Annotated in this window: 20 protein-coding genes, 2 tRNA genes and 1 pseudogene; 17 read left to right on the plus strand and 6 right to left on the minus strand. The window is 37.2% G+C overall.

From position 1 onward, the window contains the following. Positions 1-4: 4 nt before the first annotated feature. Positions 5-1,642, plus strand: coding sequence for an amidohydrolase (locus BLS02_RS04625; protein ID WP_092491780.1), 1,638 nt, complete (start codon positions 5-7; stop codon positions 1,640-1,642). A 136-nt stretch (positions 1,643-1,778) separates the two neighbouring features. Here BLS02_RS04625 and BLS02_RS04630 read toward each other — a convergent pair whose 3' ends face one another. Beyond that, complete coding sequence (locus BLS02_RS04630; RefSeq protein WP_092491781.1) at positions 1,779-2,870, minus strand: branched-chain amino acid aminotransferase; 1,092 nt, start codon at positions 2,868-2,870, stop codon at positions 1,779-1,781. A gap of 138 nt (positions 2,871-3,008) precedes the next feature. After that, positions 3,009-3,776: a 2-keto-4-pentenoate hydratase gene (locus BLS02_RS04635; RefSeq protein WP_092491782.1), complete on the minus strand. Its 768-nt coding sequence runs from the start codon at positions 3,774-3,776 to the stop codon at positions 3,009-3,011. 688 nt (positions 3,777-4,464) lie between these two features. On the opposite strand from BLS02_RS04635, the gene BLS02_RS04645 reads away from it, so the two are divergent. Then, positions 4,465-5,223: an alpha/beta hydrolase gene (locus tag BLS02_RS04645; RefSeq protein WP_092491784.1), complete on the plus strand. Its 759-nt coding sequence runs from the start codon at positions 4,465-4,467 to the stop codon at positions 5,221-5,223. A gap of 90 nt (positions 5,224-5,313) precedes the next feature. Here the strand turns inward: BLS02_RS04645 and BLS02_RS04650 are convergent, their stop codons facing one another. Continuing rightward, positions 5,314-5,523, minus strand: coding sequence for a hypothetical protein (locus BLS02_RS04650; RefSeq protein ID WP_092491785.1), 210 nt, complete (start codon positions 5,521-5,523; stop codon positions 5,314-5,316). 140 nt (positions 5,524-5,663) lie between these two features. Between BLS02_RS04650 and BLS02_RS04655 the strand changes: the two genes are divergently transcribed. The 13 genes from BLS02_RS04655 (at position 5,664) to uxuA (ending at position 17,265) form a co-directional block, all read left to right on the plus strand. Next, positions 5,664-6,332 (plus strand): HAD family hydrolase, encoded by a 669-nt coding sequence (locus BLS02_RS04655; protein WP_092491786.1) that lies wholly within the window; start codon positions 5,664-5,666, stop codon positions 6,330-6,332. 244 nt (positions 6,333-6,576) lie between these two features. Beyond that, a complete protein-coding gene (locus BLS02_RS04660) occupies positions 6,577-7,605 on the plus strand; it encodes a LacI family DNA-binding transcriptional regulator (protein ID WP_092491787.1) in 1,029 nt (342 codons plus the stop codon). Continuing rightward, on the plus strand, positions 7,598-8,548 hold the full coding sequence (locus BLS02_RS04665) for a sugar kinase (RefSeq protein WP_092491788.1): 951 nt from the start codon (positions 7,598-7,600) through the stop codon (positions 8,546-8,548). Before BLS02_RS04660 ends, BLS02_RS04665 begins: the two co-directional genes overlap by 8 nt. A gap of 8 nt (positions 8,549-8,556) precedes the next feature. After that, on the plus strand, positions 8,557-9,174 hold the full coding sequence (gene hxlA / locus BLS02_RS04670; protein ID WP_254788721.1) for a 3-hexulose-6-phosphate synthase: 618 nt from the start codon (positions 8,557-8,559) through the stop codon (positions 9,172-9,174). Next, the gene (gene hxlB, locus BLS02_RS04675) at positions 9,174-9,725 is read left to right on the plus strand and encodes a 6-phospho-3-hexuloisomerase (protein WP_092491790.1); all 552 of its coding nucleotides are present in this window, start codon (positions 9,174-9,176) and stop codon (positions 9,723-9,725) included. The genes hxlA and hxlB overlap by 1 nt, the downstream gene beginning before the upstream one ends. A 14-nt stretch (positions 9,726-9,739) precedes the next feature. After that, complete coding sequence (gene allD, locus BLS02_RS04680) at positions 9,740-10,750, plus strand: ureidoglycolate dehydrogenase (protein ID WP_092491791.1); 1,011 nt, start codon at positions 9,740-9,742, stop codon at positions 10,748-10,750. A gap of 114 nt (positions 10,751-10,864) precedes the next feature. Next, positions 10,865-11,875 (plus strand): TRAP transporter substrate-binding protein, encoded by a 1,011-nt coding sequence (locus tag BLS02_RS04685; protein ID WP_092491792.1) that lies wholly within the window; start codon positions 10,865-10,867, stop codon positions 11,873-11,875. 63 nt (positions 11,876-11,938) lie between these two features. Further along, positions 11,939-12,424, plus strand: a complete 486-nt coding sequence (locus tag BLS02_RS04690) for a TRAP transporter small permease (RefSeq protein WP_092491793.1) — start codon at positions 11,939-11,941, stop codon at positions 12,422-12,424. Further along, positions 12,424-13,701: a TRAP transporter large permease gene (locus BLS02_RS04695; RefSeq protein WP_092491794.1), complete on the plus strand. Its 1,278-nt coding sequence runs from the start codon at positions 12,424-12,426 to the stop codon at positions 13,699-13,701. The genes BLS02_RS04690 and BLS02_RS04695 overlap by 1 nt, the downstream gene beginning before the upstream one ends. Positions 13,702-13,716: 15 nt before the next feature. Continuing rightward, positions 13,717-14,733, plus strand: coding sequence for a zinc-binding alcohol dehydrogenase family protein (locus BLS02_RS04700; protein WP_092491795.1), 1,017 nt, complete (start codon positions 13,717-13,719; stop codon positions 14,731-14,733). 28 nt (positions 14,734-14,761) lie between these two features. Next, a complete protein-coding gene (locus tag BLS02_RS04705) occupies positions 14,762-15,532 on the plus strand; it encodes a glucose 1-dehydrogenase (protein ID WP_092491796.1) in 771 nt (256 codons plus the stop codon). 15 nt (positions 15,533-15,547) lie between these two features. Further along, positions 15,548-16,168: a bifunctional 2-keto-4-hydroxyglutarate aldolase/2-keto-3-deoxy-6-phosphogluconate aldolase gene (locus tag BLS02_RS04710; RefSeq protein ID WP_092491797.1), complete on the plus strand. Its 621-nt coding sequence runs from the start codon at positions 15,548-15,550 to the stop codon at positions 16,166-16,168. Between the two features lie 23 nt (positions 16,169-16,191). Continuing rightward, complete coding sequence (gene uxuA, locus BLS02_RS04715; protein ID WP_092491798.1) at positions 16,192-17,265, plus strand: mannonate dehydratase; 1,074 nt, start codon at positions 16,192-16,194, stop codon at positions 17,263-17,265. Between the two features lie 50 nt (positions 17,266-17,315). Here the strand turns inward: uxuA and BLS02_RS04720 are convergent. Together BLS02_RS04720 and BLS02_RS04725 are read right to left on the minus strand one after the other, a co-directional pair. Continuing rightward, positions 17,316-17,405 (minus strand) — tRNA-Ser (locus BLS02_RS04720). A gap of 27 nt (positions 17,406-17,432) precedes the next feature. After that, a tRNA-Thr gene (locus BLS02_RS04725) sits at positions 17,433-17,498 on the minus strand. Positions 17,499-17,653: 155 nt separating this feature from the next. Here BLS02_RS04725 and BLS02_RS04730 point away from each other — a divergent pair. Both BLS02_RS04730 and BLS02_RS04735 read left to right on the plus strand, forming a co-directional pair. Further along, entirely contained in the window at positions 17,654-18,484 is an 831-nt protein-coding gene (locus BLS02_RS04730; protein ID WP_092491799.1) for an aldo/keto reductase, read from the plus strand. A 494-nt stretch (positions 18,485-18,978) separates the two neighbouring features. After that, positions 18,979-20,697, plus strand: coding sequence for a methyl-accepting chemotaxis protein (locus tag BLS02_RS04735; protein ID WP_092491800.1), 1,719 nt, complete (start codon positions 18,979-18,981; stop codon positions 20,695-20,697). Positions 20,698-20,751: 54 nt separating this feature from the next. Here BLS02_RS04735 and BLS02_RS19145 read toward each other — a convergent pair. Then, a pseudogene (locus BLS02_RS19145) lies at positions 20,752-20,883 on the minus strand (acyl-CoA dehydrogenase); the annotation flags it as partial. Between the last annotated feature and the right edge of the window lie 100 nt (positions 20,884-20,983).

Below are 20,983 nucleotides of genomic sequence, written 5' to 3' on the forward strand. Positions count from 1 at the left end.
ATGATTGAGTTATGATAAAGTCATATATAATGGAAACATTCTTACATTAGAAGATAGTCGAGCTGCTAATGCGGTAGGGGTCTCCGATGGAAAAATCGCAAAAATATGGTTTGATTATCTGGAAACTGAAACAAAAGCGAATCAGTGGATTGATTTAGACGGGCGCACTCTTATTCCGGGTTTCATCGATACCCATAATCACTTATTTATGTTTTCACAGCAAAAGCAACAATTGAATTGTTCGACTCCTCCAAACAAAACAGTGAATGATATTTTGTCTATTGTGAAAATGGAAATCAAAGGGAAACCGGATGGGCAATGGATTGTAGGGGCTGGATATGATAACACAAAACTTGCAGAGAACCGTCATATAACCCGTAAAGACTTAGATGAAGTTTCTCCAGATCATCCTGTATTTATTCGGCATATTTCCGGACATCTTGCTATAGTAAACTCAAAGGCACTTGAGTACTGTGAGGTATCTGAAGCTATTGAGAATCCATCCGGAGGGCACTTCGGACGTGATGCAGATGGTAAACTTGACGGGGTACTATATGAGTTGCCGGTATTGGAACGTGTCATGCATCGAATGCCTCAGGCAACTACGGATGAGTTGGTTGATCAGTTGGAAGCGGCAGCACGCGATTATTTGAAGGTAGGAATAACGACTAGTACGGATGCAGCTGTAGGTCTCGATTTAGGGTTTGAAGAATACAAGGCACATATGGAAGCGGTTCGTACTAGGAAAAACCCGTTGTATATGCGCTATATGATCATGCACCACTTATTTGATGATGGTGAGTTTATGGGATTTGATGCAGAAGAAATGGGGCAGCGAATTGATAAAGATACGAATGGTCGTGGAAAATTGGACAGTGTAAAGCTCTTTCAGGATGGATCAATCCAGGGGCGAACTGCTGCTTTGCGTGATGGCTATTATGGAGATGAATATTTCAATGGTGAGCTTATACATTCTCAGGAAACCTTGAATGCATTATACCAGCGATTTCATAAAGAAGGATTTCGGATTACAACACATGGGAATGGAGACCTGGCGATTGCTTCAATTATTGAAGGATATTCGAAAGCATTGGACCTGCAACCTAAAGAAAATCACCTTCATCGGATTGAACATTTACAAACTGCAAGAGAACAGGATTTAGAAAGAATGGCCAGGTATGATATTGCGGCATCTGTTTTCATTAACCATGTCTATTATTGGGGTGATGATCACCGTGATATTTTCCTGGGACCAGATCGGGGAGCGAAAATAGATCCACTTGCAAGTGTGTCTGATCATGGAATACTATACACACTGCATTCTGATTGTCCGATCACACCGATTTCTCCACTGTTTTCCATATGGGCTGCCGTAAATCGTCTTACAAAGGATGGATATGTGCTTGGTGAGGATGAAAAGATATCCGTACTGGAAGGCTTGAAGTCTATGACCATTTATGGTGCGAAACTCAATGGTACAGAAGATGTTAATGGTTCTATAAAAGAAGGAAAGCGTGCTGATTTTGCAATATTGGATCGAAATCTGCTTGAATTAGATCCGGTGGAAATTAAGGATGTTGTCATTGAGTCAACAATGATTGACGGTGAAGTAGTATTTCAACGTGACCAGGAAAATAAGTAATATTAATAATGCAACCCCCTAGTTAATGCAGCTAGGGGGTTACATTTTTCAGCAGTTAAAAAAGCATGAATGCTGTCTTACTGCATAAGTGCAAGGCTTACGCCATCAAGGATTGGCGATAAGCCAAGTTTTCTAATTATTTAACTTTACTAACTGCTTTCACTTTCTCGATCCAGCCAAATGGGTCTTCCTGTTTTCCATATTGAATACCTGTTAATGTGTCATAAAGTTTTTTGGAAACTGAGCCTGTTTCCGCGTTGTTAATTATAATATGATCGCCATTCCATGTTAACTGACCAATTGGTGAAATAACTGCAGCAGTACCAGCTCCGAATGCTTCCTCCAGTGATCCATTCTCATGTGCGTCATATAATTCCTGCATGGAAATTTTTCGTTCAACAACGGGAATATCCCAGTGTTTCAATAATTCGATCACAGAGTCCCTCGTCACACCTTTTAAAATACTTCCATTTAATGCTGGGGTCACGATTTCTCCATTTATTTTAAAGAACACATTCATACTGCCGACTTCTTCAATGTATTCCCTCTCAACTCCATCAAGCCATAATACCTGTGCATATCCACTGTTTGCAACTAGTTCCTGTGCTTTTAAACTGGCTGCATAGTTTCCGCCAGTTTTGGCTTCACCGGTTCCTCCTGCTACTGTGCGTACATATTTATTTTCCACAGCAATTTTAACAGGATTAATTCCTTCTTTATAATAAGCACCAACCGGTGAAAGGATAACAATAAATTGATAATGTCGTGATGGTGCAACACCAAGATAAGCCTCAGTAGATATAATAAAAGGGCGGATGTAGAGTGATGTTCCATCAGCTTTTGGAATCCAATCCTTATCGATACCGACTAGCTGTTTGATTGCGTGTAGAGCAAATTCTTCGTCAAGCTCCGGGATACATAGCCGGTCGTTTGATCGGTTTATCCGCTCAAGGTTTTTTTTAGGTCGAAATAATTGTGCATCTCCTTCAGGTGTATGATATGCTTTCAACCCTTCAAAAACGGATTGACCGTAATGGAATACCATTGCAGAGGGGTCAATCAAAAGTGGTTGATACGGTATAATACGTGCATCATGCCACCCCAAAGAATCTGAATAATCCATGATAAACATATGGTCGGTGAAGATTCTTCCAAATTCCAATTCATCCGACTTTGGCTTTACTTTTCCTGTTGAACAATAATTAACTTTAATTGAATGATTATCCATGTCGCCAGCCCCCTGTGGTGTAAAAATTTGATATCAATGTTACGGCATATTTTATGTTAATGCAATACTAAATTGTGATAATTATTAAACTTTTTAGGTGTGTGCCTGTTACCCCCATTTATCGTGCGATTTTTACAATTATAATACGTCAAGATTAACTGAACCAACTCTATCAAAAGAAACCTGATATTTTCCTTTTTCAAGAGGTTTAGGCAGAATGAATGTACCAGATGAGATGATCATTCCTTTTTGAATTGTTCGTCCTTTTTTAGCCAGTTCTTCGATAAGCCATTGGATTGCATGAACAGGATTACCAAGCACTTCGGTCGACGGGCCTTGTGCAATTATTTCGCCATTTAATGTAAGATTTGCATTTATATTTGTTAATTGGTCATAAGATATTCCCTCGACTGGTTCTCCAACAATCACATTACCAGCAACTGCACTATCTGCAATAACTTGACCTAAACTGAGTTTTGGAAACCAATCATTGAAACGTGAATCTGGAATTTCCAGTCCTGGTGCAATACTCATTTTCTGTAAAATAGAATGTATGTCATCTGTTGCCGATAGATCTTCATGTGCAATAAACATTAGCTCAATTTCGATAAGAGGGGATAGCATTTTTTTTAAATCAATCGATCCGTCAGAAAGACTCGATTTTGTTAATGCACCATATAAAGGTGTTGTGGAATTGAATAATTGCTGTGTTTCTTCACTTGTTAAACTTATTTTATAGCCTATCAATTTATCATTGCTATTGGCTGATTTCAGCTCAGTGAGTTGATGCTGGACACTGTATGCATCTTCTTTACTAATAGTTTCTGGAATCTCTTCCTTGGAAATAGCTTGTCCAAGACTGTATGCATTATATAACGTATTTACCAGATTAGTAGTATTGGTCATTGCTTCAGGCCCCTTTTTTATATAGTTGATAAATATATTAACAGAAAATTATCGATTGTGTAATGTATTTCAACACGTTGTGTGTATAGTTTCCAATTTTTAGTGAATGTTACTTAAATGAGAACAGACTAACAATAAAAGTGGTGATGTTATTGCGAAGGTATATTATTATGACTGGATTGGTTTTTCTGATTCTGATGCCCATGAGATTAGTAAACGCAGAGAACATAGAGGTTGAACAACAGCACAATTGGGAAGAATTAAGCACCAATCATGAAGTTATTCAAACAGAGACGCACAATTATTATTACTGGAAAAATTTTATCAGGCAGACAGGAACTTGTGAAATTTCACTTAAACTAAAAACAGTTGTGTATTATTGTGACCTGCATAATCATACAAAGACAAAGTCAAATTTAGAGGAAAGGCTGCACAGTGAAAGGCATTAGTACTGTTCAGTAAGCTTGACTAGGACTTCTTACTACTACAATCGATTCCAAGCGATGAAAAGTGTCAATAATTAAAGAAAAATATTTTTAGTTTTAATGACACTTTTATCCTTCGAGATTCGAATGTAGTAGTAGAGAAGATCGTTTTATCCTATAATGTGATTAATCCCAGTTGACTGAAGGAATATTAGAAGTATCCATCGAATAAATACAGTAATAGTGTGAAACGGAGGGGTAATATGGGTGAATCTTATCAAGTGATGGAAAATGCCGAAGAATTTTATTTTTCGGGAAACAAAATAGGGGTGCTAGTTATCCATGGCTTCACTGGCACAACACAGAGTATGCGGTTCTTGGGTGAAAAATTAGCAGATGAAGGCTTTACGGTTTATGGACCAAGTCTTAAAGGGCATGGAACTGACCCAAAGGATATGGAAACTACAGCGTATCGCGATTGGATTCGATCAGTAGGAGATGCCTTAGAAATATTAAATAAGACATGTGATGAGATTTTCGTGACAGGGTTATCCATGGGCGGAACATTAACACTTTATGTGGCAGAGAATTCTTCCTTAATCAAAGGAATTATGCCCATTAACGCTGCAGTGCATATGCCTGATTTAATTAAAACTCATGATTCACTTCGGGATACAAAGACGCGATTTGTTGATGGTATTGGGTCGGATATAAAACAAGAAGGCGTGGAAGAACTCGCATATGCTAAAACGCCGGTAAAGTCGATGAAGGAACTTATCGCCCTTTCGATGATTGTCAGAGGGAATCTATCAATGATAGAAACACCAGCAATGATATTTTCGTCAACGGTTGATCATGTCGTTCCACCTGATAATTCACAGGAGATATACGATTCTATCTCATCAAATGACCGTGAACTGGTGAAACTTGAAAATAGTTATCATGTTGCTACACTGGATAACGATAAAGAATTGATTGCTGAAAAATGTGTGGGATTTATAAAGCGAATAAGTAAGATTTAGGCTGATTATAAGACTTGGATTATCGTCAAAGGGAATCTTATGAGCTTTCTTACTTGCTAAAAAGGAATTGCTCTGTCAATAGCAATTCCTTTAATCTGTATTAATATCTCGTAATTCCTCAAATGCTTTTAAATAATTTTGGTAGACCTCGACATCAGTCTCGTCTTTTTCTTCAACGAATATTCGCTCCAGTGTTATTGAACTTGATTCTTCAAGTGAACAATCTCTGGTATTCATTATCAATTTCATATATGACTTGAAATAAGCTTTGCTTAGCTTTCCACCATGTTTAATACGCATGTAACAACACTCCTTGTTAGTATATTAAATGGATTGTACTTTAATATCAATTTTGTGATATGTACTGAAGCATATACATCCATGAAAATATTTACATTCCTCCATTGCTTGGATACAATTGTACTAGAGGTGATATAGTAATGGCAGTTGTAACGGTAGATTTCGATGGCACTCTATTCCAAGGGAATTCATTTAAAGTTATGTTTCAGGCAGCGCAAAAGGATTTTAACATTAAACAGTGGGCAGTCGTTGGTGCGGGAGTTATCAAAGCGGCTGTTAATGGAATTTTAAAAGGAAAGAACGCATTCCGGATCAGCTTTTTTAAAGCTTTTGCTAAATCCTTTAAAGGAAAGTCTGAAACAGAAATGGATGAATTTTTCCGTAAGCTAGTGGACATTGGCAGGGAAGATATTCATCAAGGGCTCGTTAAAAAAATTCAGGAACACCAGGAGCAAGGTGATGAAATAATTGTCCTATCTGGTGCACTCCATCCCTTTTTAAAGGCATTTACAAGGGAAGTGAATTTGCAAGTACATATTATTAGTACGGAGTTACAGTATGATCAGAACGGCATTTGCACTGGTGAAATCGGGACTGTGATTAATGGAGATGAAAAAGTAAATAAAGTACGGAAATGGATCAATGATGAAAATAACATCACTGGATCAGTGGAAGTATGGGCATATGCGGATAGTTTAAGCGATTTCCCATTATTTCAATTTGCCAACCATCCAATTGTTGTAAATCCAGATGAAGCAATGAAAAAGCTAGCTGAAAAGTATAATTGGCCGATATTTAAGTCTGCTTGAAATTGTTCATATGTCGGAAAAGTTGCATAAATAATAAAACGTCATTCCAGATGGGATGACGTTTTTTATGATGTTATATTTAGTCAGACATTGCTGTGTCTGTGATTTGTGTGTATTATTACCCAATTTCTTAAAGGAATTTTTCAAAAAAATAATTTTACCATTGTAAAACGCTTACATCTATTATATAATTTCACTAAATCGATTTAGTAAACCGTTTTAGTAAGGAATAAGGGAGATTATCATGAGTAGGAAAATGACGATTGCAGATGTGGCTGAAAAAGCTGAGGTATCAAAAAGTACAGTGTCTCAATTTTTGAATGAGCGATTTGAATATATGGGTGAGGAAACTCGAACAAGAGTTCAAAATGCAATTTCGGAATTGGAGTATCAACCAAACGTTGTTGCCAGAAGCTTGAAAAAGAAGAGTACATCGACAATTGGTGTTATCGTGGCTAATATTCTACATGCATATTCCACCCAAGTTATTAGAGCAATAGAAAATGTATGTAACGATAATGGCTTTTCTACGATAATATGCAATGCTGACGATAATCCAGAAAAAGAAAAGAAATATATTGAAACTCTCTTAGCTAAACAAGTGGATGGATTAATAGTAGTACCAATAAGTGGTAACTTAGGAACTTATGACAAACTACTGAAGCAGAACTACCCAATTGTCTTTTTGGATCGGCTAGTTGATGGGCTTAATACGGATACAGTTCTTTTAGATAATGAAAGGGCTTCCGAACTTGCTGTTAGTCATCTATTGAAGAATGGTTATAAAGATATAGCCATAGTAACTACATCACTAGTTGATAACGTTACGCCTAGGGTTGAAAGAATAAATGGATACAAAAGTACTCTTAAAGCAAACGGTATAACAGTTAGACCTGAATTCATTAGAGGGATGGAACTGAACTCGTTCAACCAAGGTCTAGATGCTCTGTTTTCATTGGATAAAAAGCCTGATGCTATTATTTCTGGTAACGACTTGACTCTAATGGAAATATTAAAATATACCTTTGAAAACGATATAGAAATTGGTAAGGATATAGGGTTAATAACGATTGATGAAGTATCATTTGGTCCTATTCATTCACCACCTCTAACGACCATAGCGCAACCAACATTTGAAATGGGTAAAGAGGTGGCAACAATTTTATTGAAAAAAATTAAGGATAAAAAAATAAAAGATCCAGTAATACATCGACATGAACCATCAATAATCATTCGTAATTCAACTAAGAAAGAAGGTGTATCTAGTGAATGATGTTATAACAATTGGCGATGCCATGATTACTTTTGATCCTGATACAACTGGGCCAATGCGCTTCGTTAACTCATTCAAACGAAAAGTTGGTGGGGCAGAATTTAATGTTGCGATTGGATGTGCTCGGCTTGGTTTAAAAACAGGATGGATAAGCCGGTTAGGTCAGGATGAATTTGGCAGATATATTTATAATTTCGCTCGCGGAGAAGGTATTGACGTTAGTGAAGTGGAGCTCATGAATGGCTATCCGACGTCAATTAATTTTAAGGAAATAAATGGAGATGGGTCATCAAATACATTTTACTATCGGGAGAAATCACCAACACTAACGCTAGATTCAAATTCTTTAAATGAAGAATACTTTAAAGAAGCAAGGTTGCTGCATATTACAGGGGTTTTCCCAGCAGTAAATAATCAAAACATTAATACTGTATATGAGGCTATTAAATTAGCAAAAAAGTATAACTTAAAAATATCAATGGATCCAAACATTCGATTAAAGCTATGGGATGAAAAATTGGCTCGACAAACACTATTGCGATGGATGGAAGATATTGATTATTTATTGGCAGGAACTGATGAATTAGAATTGTTGTTCGGTACAGAGGATATAGACAAATGGATTGGGAAAGTAAAAGAATACTCAGTATCACATTTATTTATTAAACAAGGTGAAAATGGCGCAATGCTGTGGACTGATAATAATTTATATGAACAACCTTCTGAAGAAAATGTAAACGCTATAGATACCGTTGGTGCTGGGGATGGTTTCGATGCAGGTGTTCTTTATGGACTACTAAATCACTGGGGTGCAGAAAAGATATTAAAGTTTGCTAATATTCTGGGTTCAATGGTTGTTGAAGTGGTTGGTGATAATGAAGGGTTGCCATACCTAGAAGATGCCCTGAACAGATTAGAGGAGATAAAGACTATTGAAAGGTAGGGGTCTTGATGATTCAAATAGCTCTCGACCGAATGGGTAAGGAAGAATGCTTCAAGATAGTTGCCCAAATTAATAGATATATTGATTACATTGAAATTGGAACTGGTGTTATAAAGCAATACGGAATGTCAATCGTTCAGGAGATGAAAGAAAGGTACCCTGAAAAAGAGATTTTGGCTGATATGAAAACATGTGATGCAGGAAAGCATGAGACGCATCAAGCCTTCGAAGCTGGTGCAGATTATACAACTGTAATGGGTTTTTCGGCAGATAAAACAATAATAGACTCATTACAAGTTGCTGAAGAACACAGAAAACATATTGTTGTAGACTTACTTGGTATAACAACAAAGGATCGTATTTTAGAGTTGAAGGAAATTGGTGTAAAGGCAGTATCAATGCATATTGGAAAGGACATGCAAGGTGAAACATCCTTGGAAATTCTGGAAAATTATCAAGATGTACTTGAAGGCTTTACCATTTTTGTAGCTGGAGGTATTGACCCAGAGTGCGTTCAGTACTTTTCGAAACTAAATCCTAACGTGTATATTATCGGAAGCTATATTACGGGCTCTCTGAATCCTGAACAAGCAGCTAAAAATATGCAGGAGGTGATTGGAAAGTAATGAAGAAAACTCATTTAAAAATTCTTGAGGAACTAAAGCAAGTTGCCGAACAGCTTGATGAAAACCAAATTGAGTCATTTTCAAATGAACTTAATAAGGCAGACCGAATATTTGTTGCCGGTGAAGGTCGCTCAGGTCTAATGGGAAAAGCGTTCGCCATGCGGTTAATGCATGCAGGTTACGACGTTTTTGTCAAAGGTGAAACAATAACGCCCAGTATTCAAAAAAATGATGTTTTGGTGGAGATTAGTGGATCGGGGAATTCAACCTCACTTTTATCGGCTGCTGAACAGGTAAAGAAATCAGGAGCAACCTTATTATTAGTTACAACTGCAGCTGACTCCGAACTTAGTCATCTAGCTGATGAAACTATCCAGGTCCCTGCTGCAACTAAGCTAAGACGTCCGGAAGAACCTGCAACAATTCAACCGATGGGTAATCAGTTTGATCAAAGTGTTCATATTTTACTAGATGCAATCGTAATTTCCTTAACTCAAAGCCGTGATGACATTAATTATTATATGAAGAGGCAGCATGAGAACCTTGACTAGAAAGGAAGATATAGATGACAGACGTAATAGTTCAAGAGAAAGAATTAAAATCACTTGTTGTAAACAAATTAACTGAAGCAAATGTAAGTAAAGAACATGCATTAGTAGTTGCAGATGTTTTGGTACATGCTGACTCTAGAGGAGTAAGCTCTCACGGAGTGTTGCGAACAGAACATTATGTGAAACGAATGAATGAAGGCGGAATGAATCCAAATCCGGATTTTAATGTTGAGGATAGAGGTAAAACAGCAGCATTATTCGATGGTGATAATGGAATGGGTCATGTTATTACTAAAGAAGCGATGGATAAAGCAATTGATTTAGCGAAGAAAAACGGAATTGGCATGGTTGGAATTGTTAACAGCAGTCATTGTGGTGCTCTATCCTATTTTGCAGAACAAGCTGCAAAAGAAGAAGTTGTAAGTATGGTAATGACTCAAACAGACAGTGCAGTGGTTCCATTTGGCGGATCTGAGCCGTATTTTGGTACAAACCCTATAGCATATGGATTTCCAGCAAAAAATAACAAGCCAATTATACTTGATATGGCTACAAGTAACGTAGCATTAGGAAAAGTACTACATGCTAGAGAAACTGGTAAATCCATACCGGATAATTGGGGTGTAGATGCCAACGGGAATCCTGTTACAGATCCTAACTTAGTAAAAAACCTATTGCCTATCGGTGGTCCAAAAGGATACGGACTAGCTCTAACCGTAGATGTACTTTCCGGAATTTTAACAGGTTCTGCATTCGGAACAAATATCGCTACTATGTATGGTGATTATAATAATAACCGTCGTTTGGGACATGTGATTTTAACGGTTGATCCAGGATTATTCATTGAAAAAGATCAATTCCTTGAAAACATTGACAATATGATTGACGAATTACACCAGCTTGAACCTGCAGAAGGGTTTAATTCAGTTATGGTGCCAGGAGAACCTGAGCAATTGAAAGAGAAAGAACGAATGAATAGTGGTATACCTATTCCTGAAAGTATTTATGAATATTTAACTTCATAATCTAATCTTTATTACGTTAAAGGGGGGATTAATTTATTAAATATACTAAATATTCTTAAATGAAAACGGTGACTAAGAGAACAACAAATTATATTTCCAGGGAGGATTAATATTATGAAGAGAGTTATTGGCTTATTAATGGGGCTATCACTAATTTTTATTTTGGCAGCTTGTGGTGGAGATGAATCATCAAATGGGGAAAGCAGCGGTAGTGAAGGAGAAACAACTACTTGGAAGCTTGGTCATTTATCTAATGAAGATCACCAATGGCATAAAACTGCAGTAAAATTTTCAGAATTAGTTAGTGAAAAAACAGATGGTAAATTAGAAATCGAAATTTATCCAAACGAGCAATTAGGAAGTGAAACAGAAGTACTAAATGGTATTGAAGCTGGAACTGTTGATATGACTATTTCTGGTGAAACGATGCAAAACTGGGCACCCGAAGCTGCTCTAATGGCAGTGCCATACGCATTTAAAGATGAAGAACATGTTAAGAGTGTTGTAGAAGGAGATATTGGTGAGGAAATTGAAAGCGCCGTCAAAGAAAAAGTTGGCGTGACACCATTGTACTATCATTTGCGTGCTCCACGTAATCTAACATCAAACGAACCAATTAAATCACCTTCTGATTTAGAAGGATTTAAAATGAGAGTTCCTAACGTTCCATTATTCATGGATTCATGGAAAGAAGCTGGAGCTCGTCCACAGGTAATGGATTTTAGTGAAGTATTTACAGGACTACAACAAGGTGTTATTGATGGCCAGGAAAACCCAGTTGATTTAATTCATAGTGCAAGTTTCTTTGAAGTACAAGACTACGTTAACAAAACAGAACACGTTCGCAGCTGGATTTATGTTGTTGTAGGAAACGAACAGTTAAACTCGTTGAATGAAGATATGCAAGCAGCAGTAAAAGAGGCTGCAGAAGAAGCACAGGCATTCGGCATGGATTTATATAAAACTGAAACAGAAGGATATGTTCAAAAGTTGGAAGATAAGGGCATGGAATTCGTTGAAGTTGATCAAGATGCTTTTGCTGAAGCAATGAAACCAGCGGTACAAAATAGCCTTTCAGAGGAACAATTAGCACTTTATGAAAAAATTCTAAGCGCAGCAGAATAATGAATATCGGGAGCATCTCTTAGTAGATGTTCCCCCCTTAATCTTTTTAAATGAGGTGAAACCATGAAAGCGGTAAATGTTTTCAGCAGGATACTTAAATTCTTAACAGTTCTAACGTTTTCTGCTTTGATTGTAGTTGTTCTTATCCAAATCACTGGTAGATATTCACCATTAACTTTTGTATGGACGGAAGAGTTGTCAAGATACTTATTTGTTTATTCTATTGCATTTGGAGCACCAGTAGCAATGGAGAAAAGGGAGTATATTACAGTGGATTTGCTTGTTGGATTCCTCCCAAATAGAATAAAGAAGTTCTATAATGCATTTATTTATCTGGTATTAGGTGTATTTTCAGGAGTGCTTGTTACGTATGCATATGAATTTGCAATGCTCGGAGAGGGGCAAACATCTGCAACTCTGGGACTTGATATGTTTTATGTCTACTTAAGTATGTCAATAACACTTCTGTTTCTAGCTTTGTATAGCTTCTTAAATATAATTCATGTTCTAAAGGAAAATACCGTTAAGAGGGAAGAGGGTGTTGAATAATGATGGCACTGATTTTATTTTTGTCATTTATCGTAATGATTTTTGTTGGTGTTCCAATCGCTTTTAGTTTGGGTTTATCCTCGCTAATTTACCTTCTCTTAACTGATATATCTTTATCGATTATCCCGCAAAAAATGTTTGAAGGGATTAATTCATTCACTTTGCTCTGTATACCTGGTTTTATCTTAGCTGGAAACTTGATGAATGCAGGTGGGATAACAAAAAGAATTATCGCATTTACGAATAATATTGTAGGTCATATTCGTGGAGGTCTAGGTTTAGCAAATGTTGGTGCTTCAATGGGTTTTGCTGGAATATCCGGAACAGCGCTTGCGGATACAGCAAGTATCGGTTCGGTTATGATTCCTTCTATGAAAAAGGAGGGGTATGATGCATCTTTTTCAGTTGCTGTTACATCATCATCCTCAACGATTGGTCCAATTATCCCACCATCATTGCCAATGATTATTCTGGGTACATTGGCAACAGTTTCCATAGGTGACTTATTTATTGCCGGAGTAATTCCTGGAATATTACTTGCTACAGGACTAATGATTGTTACGTATGTTATCTCTGCTAAACGTAAGTATCCTAGGGGAGAACGGCAAAGTTTCCCAGTTATATTCAAGTCTTTTTGGGGTGCGTTTTGGGCCTTAATGATGACGGTAGTTATATTATTTGGCATACTCAGTGGTTATTTCACACCAACTGAAGCATCTATTGTAGCAGTGGTATACGCGACTTTAGTAGGACTATTTATTTACAGGGACTTGAAGATTCGTGAAATGCCAAAGATTATACTAGATTCAATGGTTGGTGCTGCTGGTATTATGGTTCTCGTTGGATTTGCAAATTTATTTGGATGGATATTGGTAAGTGAGCGAATACCACAGTTAGTTGCTGATTTTATCTTATCTATTTCTGATAATCCAATAATAATTATTTTATTGATAAATTTATTATTATTGTTTGTTGGTACATTTATGGAAACTATAGCGGCTATCGTTATTCTTTTCCCTGTACTATTACCAATTGCAACACAGCTTGGTATGGATCCGGTTCATTTTGGTGTCATGATGGTATTGAACCTAATGATTGGCCTGTCAACACCACCAGTAGGGGTATGTTTATTCGTGGCTTCCAGTATTGGGAAAGTATCAATTGGGCGAGCTTCGGTAGCATTATTGCCATTTCTTGCTGTAAGCTTAATTGTATTATTATTAGTGGCGTTCATCCCTGAAATCACTCTGTTTTTACCAAGTCTTTTTGATAATTAGATCGGAGGTATATAGATGAGAGCAATACAAGTAAAGGAGCCACATGATTTACGCGTGGCTGAAGTAGAAGAACCTAAACTAATGAAATCGAATGAAGTAAAGGTTCGTATGAAGGCAATGGGAATTTGTGGGTCTGATATGCACATTCTACATGGGCAGAATCCTTTTGCTTCTTACCCTCGAATTATCGGCCACGAAGTAGCAGGTGAAATAGAGGGTATAGGCGATGCTGTGTCAGGCTTAAGCGTTGGTGACAAAGTCGTAATTGAACCAATGACATCCTGCGGTGAATGCTATGCTTGTAAGCAGGGGCGTCCAAATGTATGTGAGCATGTAGAAGTATATGGTGTTCATAGAGAAGGTGGTGGGCGTGAAGTAACTGTAATGCCTGAGAACCTTGTTCATCGTGTGGATTCTTCGCTTGACTGGTCCGAGATTGCTTTAATTGAACCTTTTTCAATTGGTGCACAAGCAACATATCGTGGTCAAATTCAGAATGAAGATATGGTCTATATAATAGGTGCCGGACCAATTGGATTATGCTGTTTGAAAATGGCCTTGAATGCAGGAGCAAAAGTAGCTATATCTGATTTTAATCAGGAAAGGTTAGATTTCGCTCGTAAGTGGGGAGCAGATCTTATAATAAATCCTCGAGACCAGGATGTTAGCGAAGCACTTTCTAACTGGACAAGTGAAATGGGTGCAAACGTAGTAATTGACGCCGTAGGAACTCCAAAAACAGCTGAGCAAGCAATCGATGTAACATCTGTTGCAGCAAGAGTGGTTTTATTAGGGTTCCATGTAGATGTTTCTCGTATAGCACAAGTAAATATCACAAAGAAAGAGTTAACTATATGTGGTTCAAGACTACAGACGCATCGTTTTCCTAAGGTTGTTGAATTGTTTAATTCGAAAGACTTTGATGTGAAAGACTTAATAAGTCATGAGTTTGCTTTAGATGATGTTCAAGAAGCTTTTAAATTAATGGAAGAAATGCCTTCTGGAGTACGTAAAGTAATAATTAAACTGTAGGATGGCAAAATATTTGGAGGTTTTTTTAATGAATGAAATGTTTAATTTGCATAATAAAATTGCAGTTGTTATGGGTGGTACAAGCACACTTGGTTCATCTATGGCACTAGGCTTGGCGCAAAGTGGAGCAGATATAGTTTTAACTGGCCGAAATGAGGATAAAGCAAATTCCATTTTAAAGGAGATTAAACAGTATGATGTAAAAGCAGATTTTATAAAATTAGATGTGTTGCAGATGGACTCTATTAAAGAAGCGGCTGAAGCGATTGATAAAAAGTATGGTGGCTGGGACATTTTAATTAATGCCACAGGGGTTAATAGCTCAACACCTTTTTTTGATATAAAAGAAGACGAGTGGGATAGTATAATGGATGTTAATTTGAAGTCTGTAATGTTTACATGCCAGGAATTTGCGCGTAGGAACAAAGAAAGAGAACGAGGTGGAAGCATAATTAATGTTTCTTCTGTTTCCTCCATTACGCCGCTGACAAAAGTAGTAACATATTCTGCTTCCAAAGCTGCTATTAATAGTATTACAGAATTTATGGCACAGGAGCTGGCTCCGGATAATATAAGAGTAAATGCTATCATTCCAGGCTTCTTCCCAGCAGAACAAAATCGCAAAATTCTTACGGAGGATCGTGTGAAATCAATCATGGACCACACACCTATGAAACGATTTGGGAATCCTGAAGAATTACAAGGGGCTGTAATTTGGTTAGCATCTGAAAAAGCAGCTGGTTTTGTTACTGGTTCAATGATAACTGTAGACGGAGGATTTGGTGCAACCAAAATTTAGCAGGGAGTGAATGCTATGCAAATGATCGATACATTACAAAAATTAAAAGAATCAAAAATAGTAGCTGTAATTCGTGCGGAGTCAAGTCAAAAAGCTATTGAATCCTCGGAAGCGTGTATTCGGGGTGGGATTACTAGCGTTGAGTTAACATATACAATTCCTCAAGTGGAAGAAGCAATTAAAACGTTGTCCGAACGCTTTCCTGATGTTCTGGTTGGTGCAGGAACTGTGTTGGATGCAACTACAGCTAGGATGGCAATGCAATCTGGTGCGGAATACATTGTAAGTCCAGGTTTTGATAAAGAAACTGCATCACTGTGCAATCTATATCAAATTCCATATTTGCCAGGGTGCATGACAGTGTCTGAGATGATGACTGCTCTTTCATCAGGCTGTTCAATGATTAAACTATTTCCCGGTGGTGTTTTCGGACCTAAGGCAATAAAGCAATTCAAAGCACCATTACCGCAACTGTCTATTATGCCAACAGGTGGAGTGGATTTATCTAATATTGACGATTGGTTTAAGAACGGTGCTGAAGTTGTAGGAGTAGGGAGCTCATTGATTAAAGGAAGTTTAAAGGATACCGAGAACGCATCCAGGGAATTTGTTTTTAAAGTTTCAAGTTTGAAATAAGTTGATGGGGGGTGTAACAATATATGAGAATGATAGTAAGGTGGTTTGGAAAAGGAAACGATACAATTGAGTTAGATCATATCAAACAAATACCTGGTGTAGAAGGTGTGGCATGGGCTCTTCATGACGTGCCAGCGGGAGAAGAATGGCCTGAGGAAAAAATTTTAGAGGTGAAAAAAGAAGTAGAGAATTACGGCTTAAATATAGATGTTGTAGAAAGTGTTAACATACATGAGGATATAAAACTGGGATTACCTTCACGTGAAAAATATATCAATAATTATATCAAGACTATTGAGAATTTGGCAAAAGCGGGTGTGAAAGTTATTTGTTATAATTTCATGCCGGTTTTTGATTGGACACGGACTGAATTGTTTAAGGGAATGGAGGATGGATCAACAGCCTTATTTTTTGAAAATGAAAAAATAAAGGAATCTGATCCAGTGGAACTAGTGGAAATGATTTCTAATAATTCTTCGTTTACTATGCCAGGCTGGGAGCCAGAAAGACTTGAACATTTATCTAAGCTATTTGAACAGTATAAACAGGTAACAGAAGAAGATTTATGGTCCAACCTTCAATACTTTCTTGAAAGAGTTATACCAGTTGCTAAAGAAAACAATATAAAAATGGCGATTCATCCCGACGATCCACCTTGGTCAGTATTTGGTTTGCCACGAATTATAACTAATAGGGAAAATATCCAAAGGTTTTTAAAACTGGTAGATGACCCGTATAATGGTTTAACTTTATGTAGTGGTTCGCTCGGTGCAAACCCTAATAATGATATTACTAATATGGTTCGTGAATTTTCAGCCCGAATTCACTTTGCTCATATTAGAAATGTGAAAACGTACGATAACGGGGATTTTATAGAAACATCTCATCGTACAAAAGATGGAAGTGTTGACATCAATAATATTGTAAAGGCTTATCATGATACAGGTTTCTCCGGATACGTTAGGCCTGATCACGGTAGACATATATGGGGAGAAAATAGTAGACCAGGTTACGGACTTTATGATCGAGCACTCGGAATTATGTATTTATGGGGATTATGGGATTCATTTGATAGATTTAAAAAGGAAAGTCAGTAAAAGCCGGATAGTGTCTTTCACTATCCGATTTTTTTCTATTATGATAGAAAAGGAGAAAGTGGGATTCGAACCCACGCGACGGTTACCCGCCCTAATGCATTTCGAGTGCATCCCCTTCAGCCAGACTTGGGTATTTCTCCATATTTTACTAGCAGAGATTACGAGGATGCTGGTGAGAGGATTCGAATCTCTTCATTACGAGTGAACATCACTGCCAACTGTGCTACACCAGCCACTTAATTACAATAAAAATAATACTTCAATTTTGTATTTTCTTTAAGTATGTAATTCGTCTATATTTTTACGGATAAATGTTATTATGATTTGATTTATAGCTTTAAAGTAGGATAGGATTTAAAATAAATAATTGTATGTGGAGGTAATAATTATGATAAATAGTCTGCAGGATACAGTCACATTAAATAATGGTGTAAAGATGCCTGGATTTGGTCTCGGCGTCTACAAAGTTGAAGATGGAGAAGTTGCGACTGAGGCGGTTAAGGCGGCCCTAAACTATGGTTACAGAAGTATTGATACTGCGTCTTTCTATGAAAATGAAACAGGAGTAGGAGAAGGAATTAGGCAATCTGGAATACCGAGAGAGGAAATCTTTGTTACGTCAAAGGTATGGAATGATGAGCAAGGTTATGATAATACATTAAAGGCATTTGAATCAAGTCTTAAGAAACTAGGGTTGGATTATCTTGATCTCTACTTAATTCATTGGCCGGTCAGTGGAAAGTTTAAAGACACGTGGAGAGCAATGGAGAAATTGTATGAAGATGGAAAGGTCAAGTCAATTGGTGTGAGTAATTTCCATGTACAGCACTTAGAAAGTCTGTTGGCTGATTGTGATGTTAGACCAGCGATAAATCAGGTGGAACATCATCCTCATCTTACACAACCAGAGCTTAAATCATTTTGTGAAGACAGAAGCATCCAACTAGAAGCATGGTCTCCGCTTAAAAGAGGCGGTCTCTTGGATGAACCGACTATAGTTGAAATTGCCGAAAAATATAATAAGTCTGCAGCACAAGTGATTTTAAGATGGGATATACAAACGAATGTTATTACGATTCCTAAGTCGGTAAAAGAACACCGGATTATCGAGAATGCGAATATATTTGATTTTTCATTAACGGAGGAAGATATCGAACGGATCAGCGGTTTAAATATTAATGATCGCAGTGGTGGAAATCCTGACAGTTTTGATGTTTGATAAAAGCTTGATTGGCTGTTCTTTCCAAAATATACAGAAACTTGTTGGCAGTTAAGAAAGTATAAATCCTTTCTTACTGCATAAGTGCAACTAAGGCTTTCGCCATTAAGGCTTGGCGATAAGTCTAGTTTTCTAAATTTTTGTTTAGTAATCATTAATATGATTTTAGTACCATTAGTAAAGTCCTGTAGTTGACTTATAAACGCAAACTGATTGAAATATTGAAGTTGCTATGATCGCTTTGACTGCCAAACGGCTTAATATTATTATTACTCTAAAACTTGGCTATTCTATTATATTAGTAGAATAGCTTTTTTTAGCAGTTAAGAAAGAATAAATCCTTTCTTACTGCATAAGTGCGACTAAGGCTTTAGTCATTAATGCTTGGCGATAAGTCTAGTTTTTTAATATTAACAAACAGGTACTTTATGTCGATATTAATAGGAGAGACATAACTTAATATTAAGTTAATAGAGATAGAGGGGAAGTCGGGAATGTTTAAAAACAAATTTAAATTCAACTTCAAGGATATATCGATTGGGAAGAAGTACGGTCTTATATTAATTTTAGTTTTTATTTTATTTGGAGCTTCAACTGGGACGGCAACAATGTTAATTTCAAATATCGGGGATAATGTTGATGCATTGGAAAGAAGAGGAGACAGGTCTATCAATCTTACTGAAATGGGTTCACTGACAAGGTCTAAAGGTATTCGTATTGTCGAATACCTTGAAAATCAGGATCAGGAAATTGCTGATGAATATGCGGCGAGTAGCAATCAGTTCGATGTTTTGGAAGCTCAGTTGAGTGATAAAATGGATACGAAGGAACAGCAGGAATTATTTGATAAAATTGTTGAGAATGACCAATTGATAAATAAATTGTTTGAACAACGTATTGTTGATGCCATTGAAAATGGTGATGAGCGAACTGCTGAGCACTATGTAACGCAGGCGAACAAACTTAGGTCTAAAACAGTGGGTTTATTGGAAAGTTTACGGGCCATTGTTAACGAGGAACGTGATGCGGCAATAACACAAACAAAGGAAAGTCAGAATTTGACACTTATTATCCAGGTGGCATCTGTAGTTACAGCTATATTCATTGGCGGAATACTTGCTTACATAGTCAGTCGTAAAGTTTCCCGAAACCTGAATAGTGTTGTTGAAGTAAGTAATAAAATTGCCGATGGTGACCTGACTGTGCAAAAAATTGATTATAAGGGAAAAGATGAAATTGGAAAGCTTGCTGCGGCTGTGAACACAATGAGTGCAAACCTGCGAAATGTAATTCAGCAGGTAGCAAATGTTTCGGAAACGGTAAACAGCCAAAGTGAGGAACTTACCCAGTCGGCCAATGAGGTAAAGTCAGGATCTGAACAAATTGCCACAACTATGCAGGAGTTATCCTCTGGTTCAGAAACACAGGCTAACAGTGCAAGTGAACTATCAACGGTTATGGGGTCATTTTCAACCAAGGTTATGGAAGCAAATGACAACGGAGAACGTATCCAAAGAGCATCAAATGACGTACTTGGTATGACAGATAAAGGTAGTCAGCTGATGGAATCTTCTACAGAACAAATGATCAGGATAGACCAAATTGTAAAAGATGCTGTTGAAAAAGTAGAAGGTCTGGATTCCAAATCCAAGGAAATATCCAAATTGGTTTCGGTAATTAAAGATATTGCCGAACAAACAAACCTTCTTGCGTTGAACGCAGCAATTGAAGCTGCCCGGGCTGGTGAGCATGGAAAAGGCTTTGCTGTAGTAGCTGATGAGGTTCGGAAGCTTGCTGAACAAGTTTCCGTTTCTGTTACGGATATTACAGAGATTGTGGCAAGTATTCAAAATGAATCAACCGCAGTATCTGAATCGTTACAAGGTGGATATCGTGAGGTTGAACAAGGAACAGGACAAATCAAAACAACAAGTGAGACATTTAATGGAATAAACACAGCCGTTAAAGAAATGGTTAATAGTATAAACACTGTGTCTGAAAATTTATCCGAAATTTCCGCAGGGAGTCAGGAAATGAATGGATCTATTGAAGAAATTGCATCTATTTCTGAAGAATCTGCTGCGGGCGTTGAGCAAACTTCTGCATCGGCGCAGCAAACTAGCAGTTCAATGGAGGAAGTGGCAGCAAGCTCAGAGGACCTTGCCAAGCTGGCAGAAGAATTGAATGGATTAGTAAGGAAATTTAAACTATAAGGATTAATTGAAAAAGGATCGCTCGCTATTATTGCGAACGATCCTTTTACTATTTTAGCTGTTTTGTTCAATTGCTTTATTCCCTAGCTGCATGATTGTCATATCATCCATTGGTGGGTTATGGATACCTGCTCTTACGTTACGATAATGGCGCTGCAATGGGTTTTGTTTGGATAGGCTACGTGCTGATTTACCCTAACCTGCATCATTAGTGATAATTCTAGAACTGCTTGACTAGTTTTTTATTCAAGCAGTTCTATTTATTTAAAATGAGGAATAGGTTTTT

The sequence above is a fragment of the Virgibacillus salinus genome, from assembly GCF_900102415.1.
Classification (GTDB): domain Bacteria; phylum Bacillota; class Bacilli; order Bacillales; family Amphibacillaceae; genus Lentibacillus; species Lentibacillus subterraneus.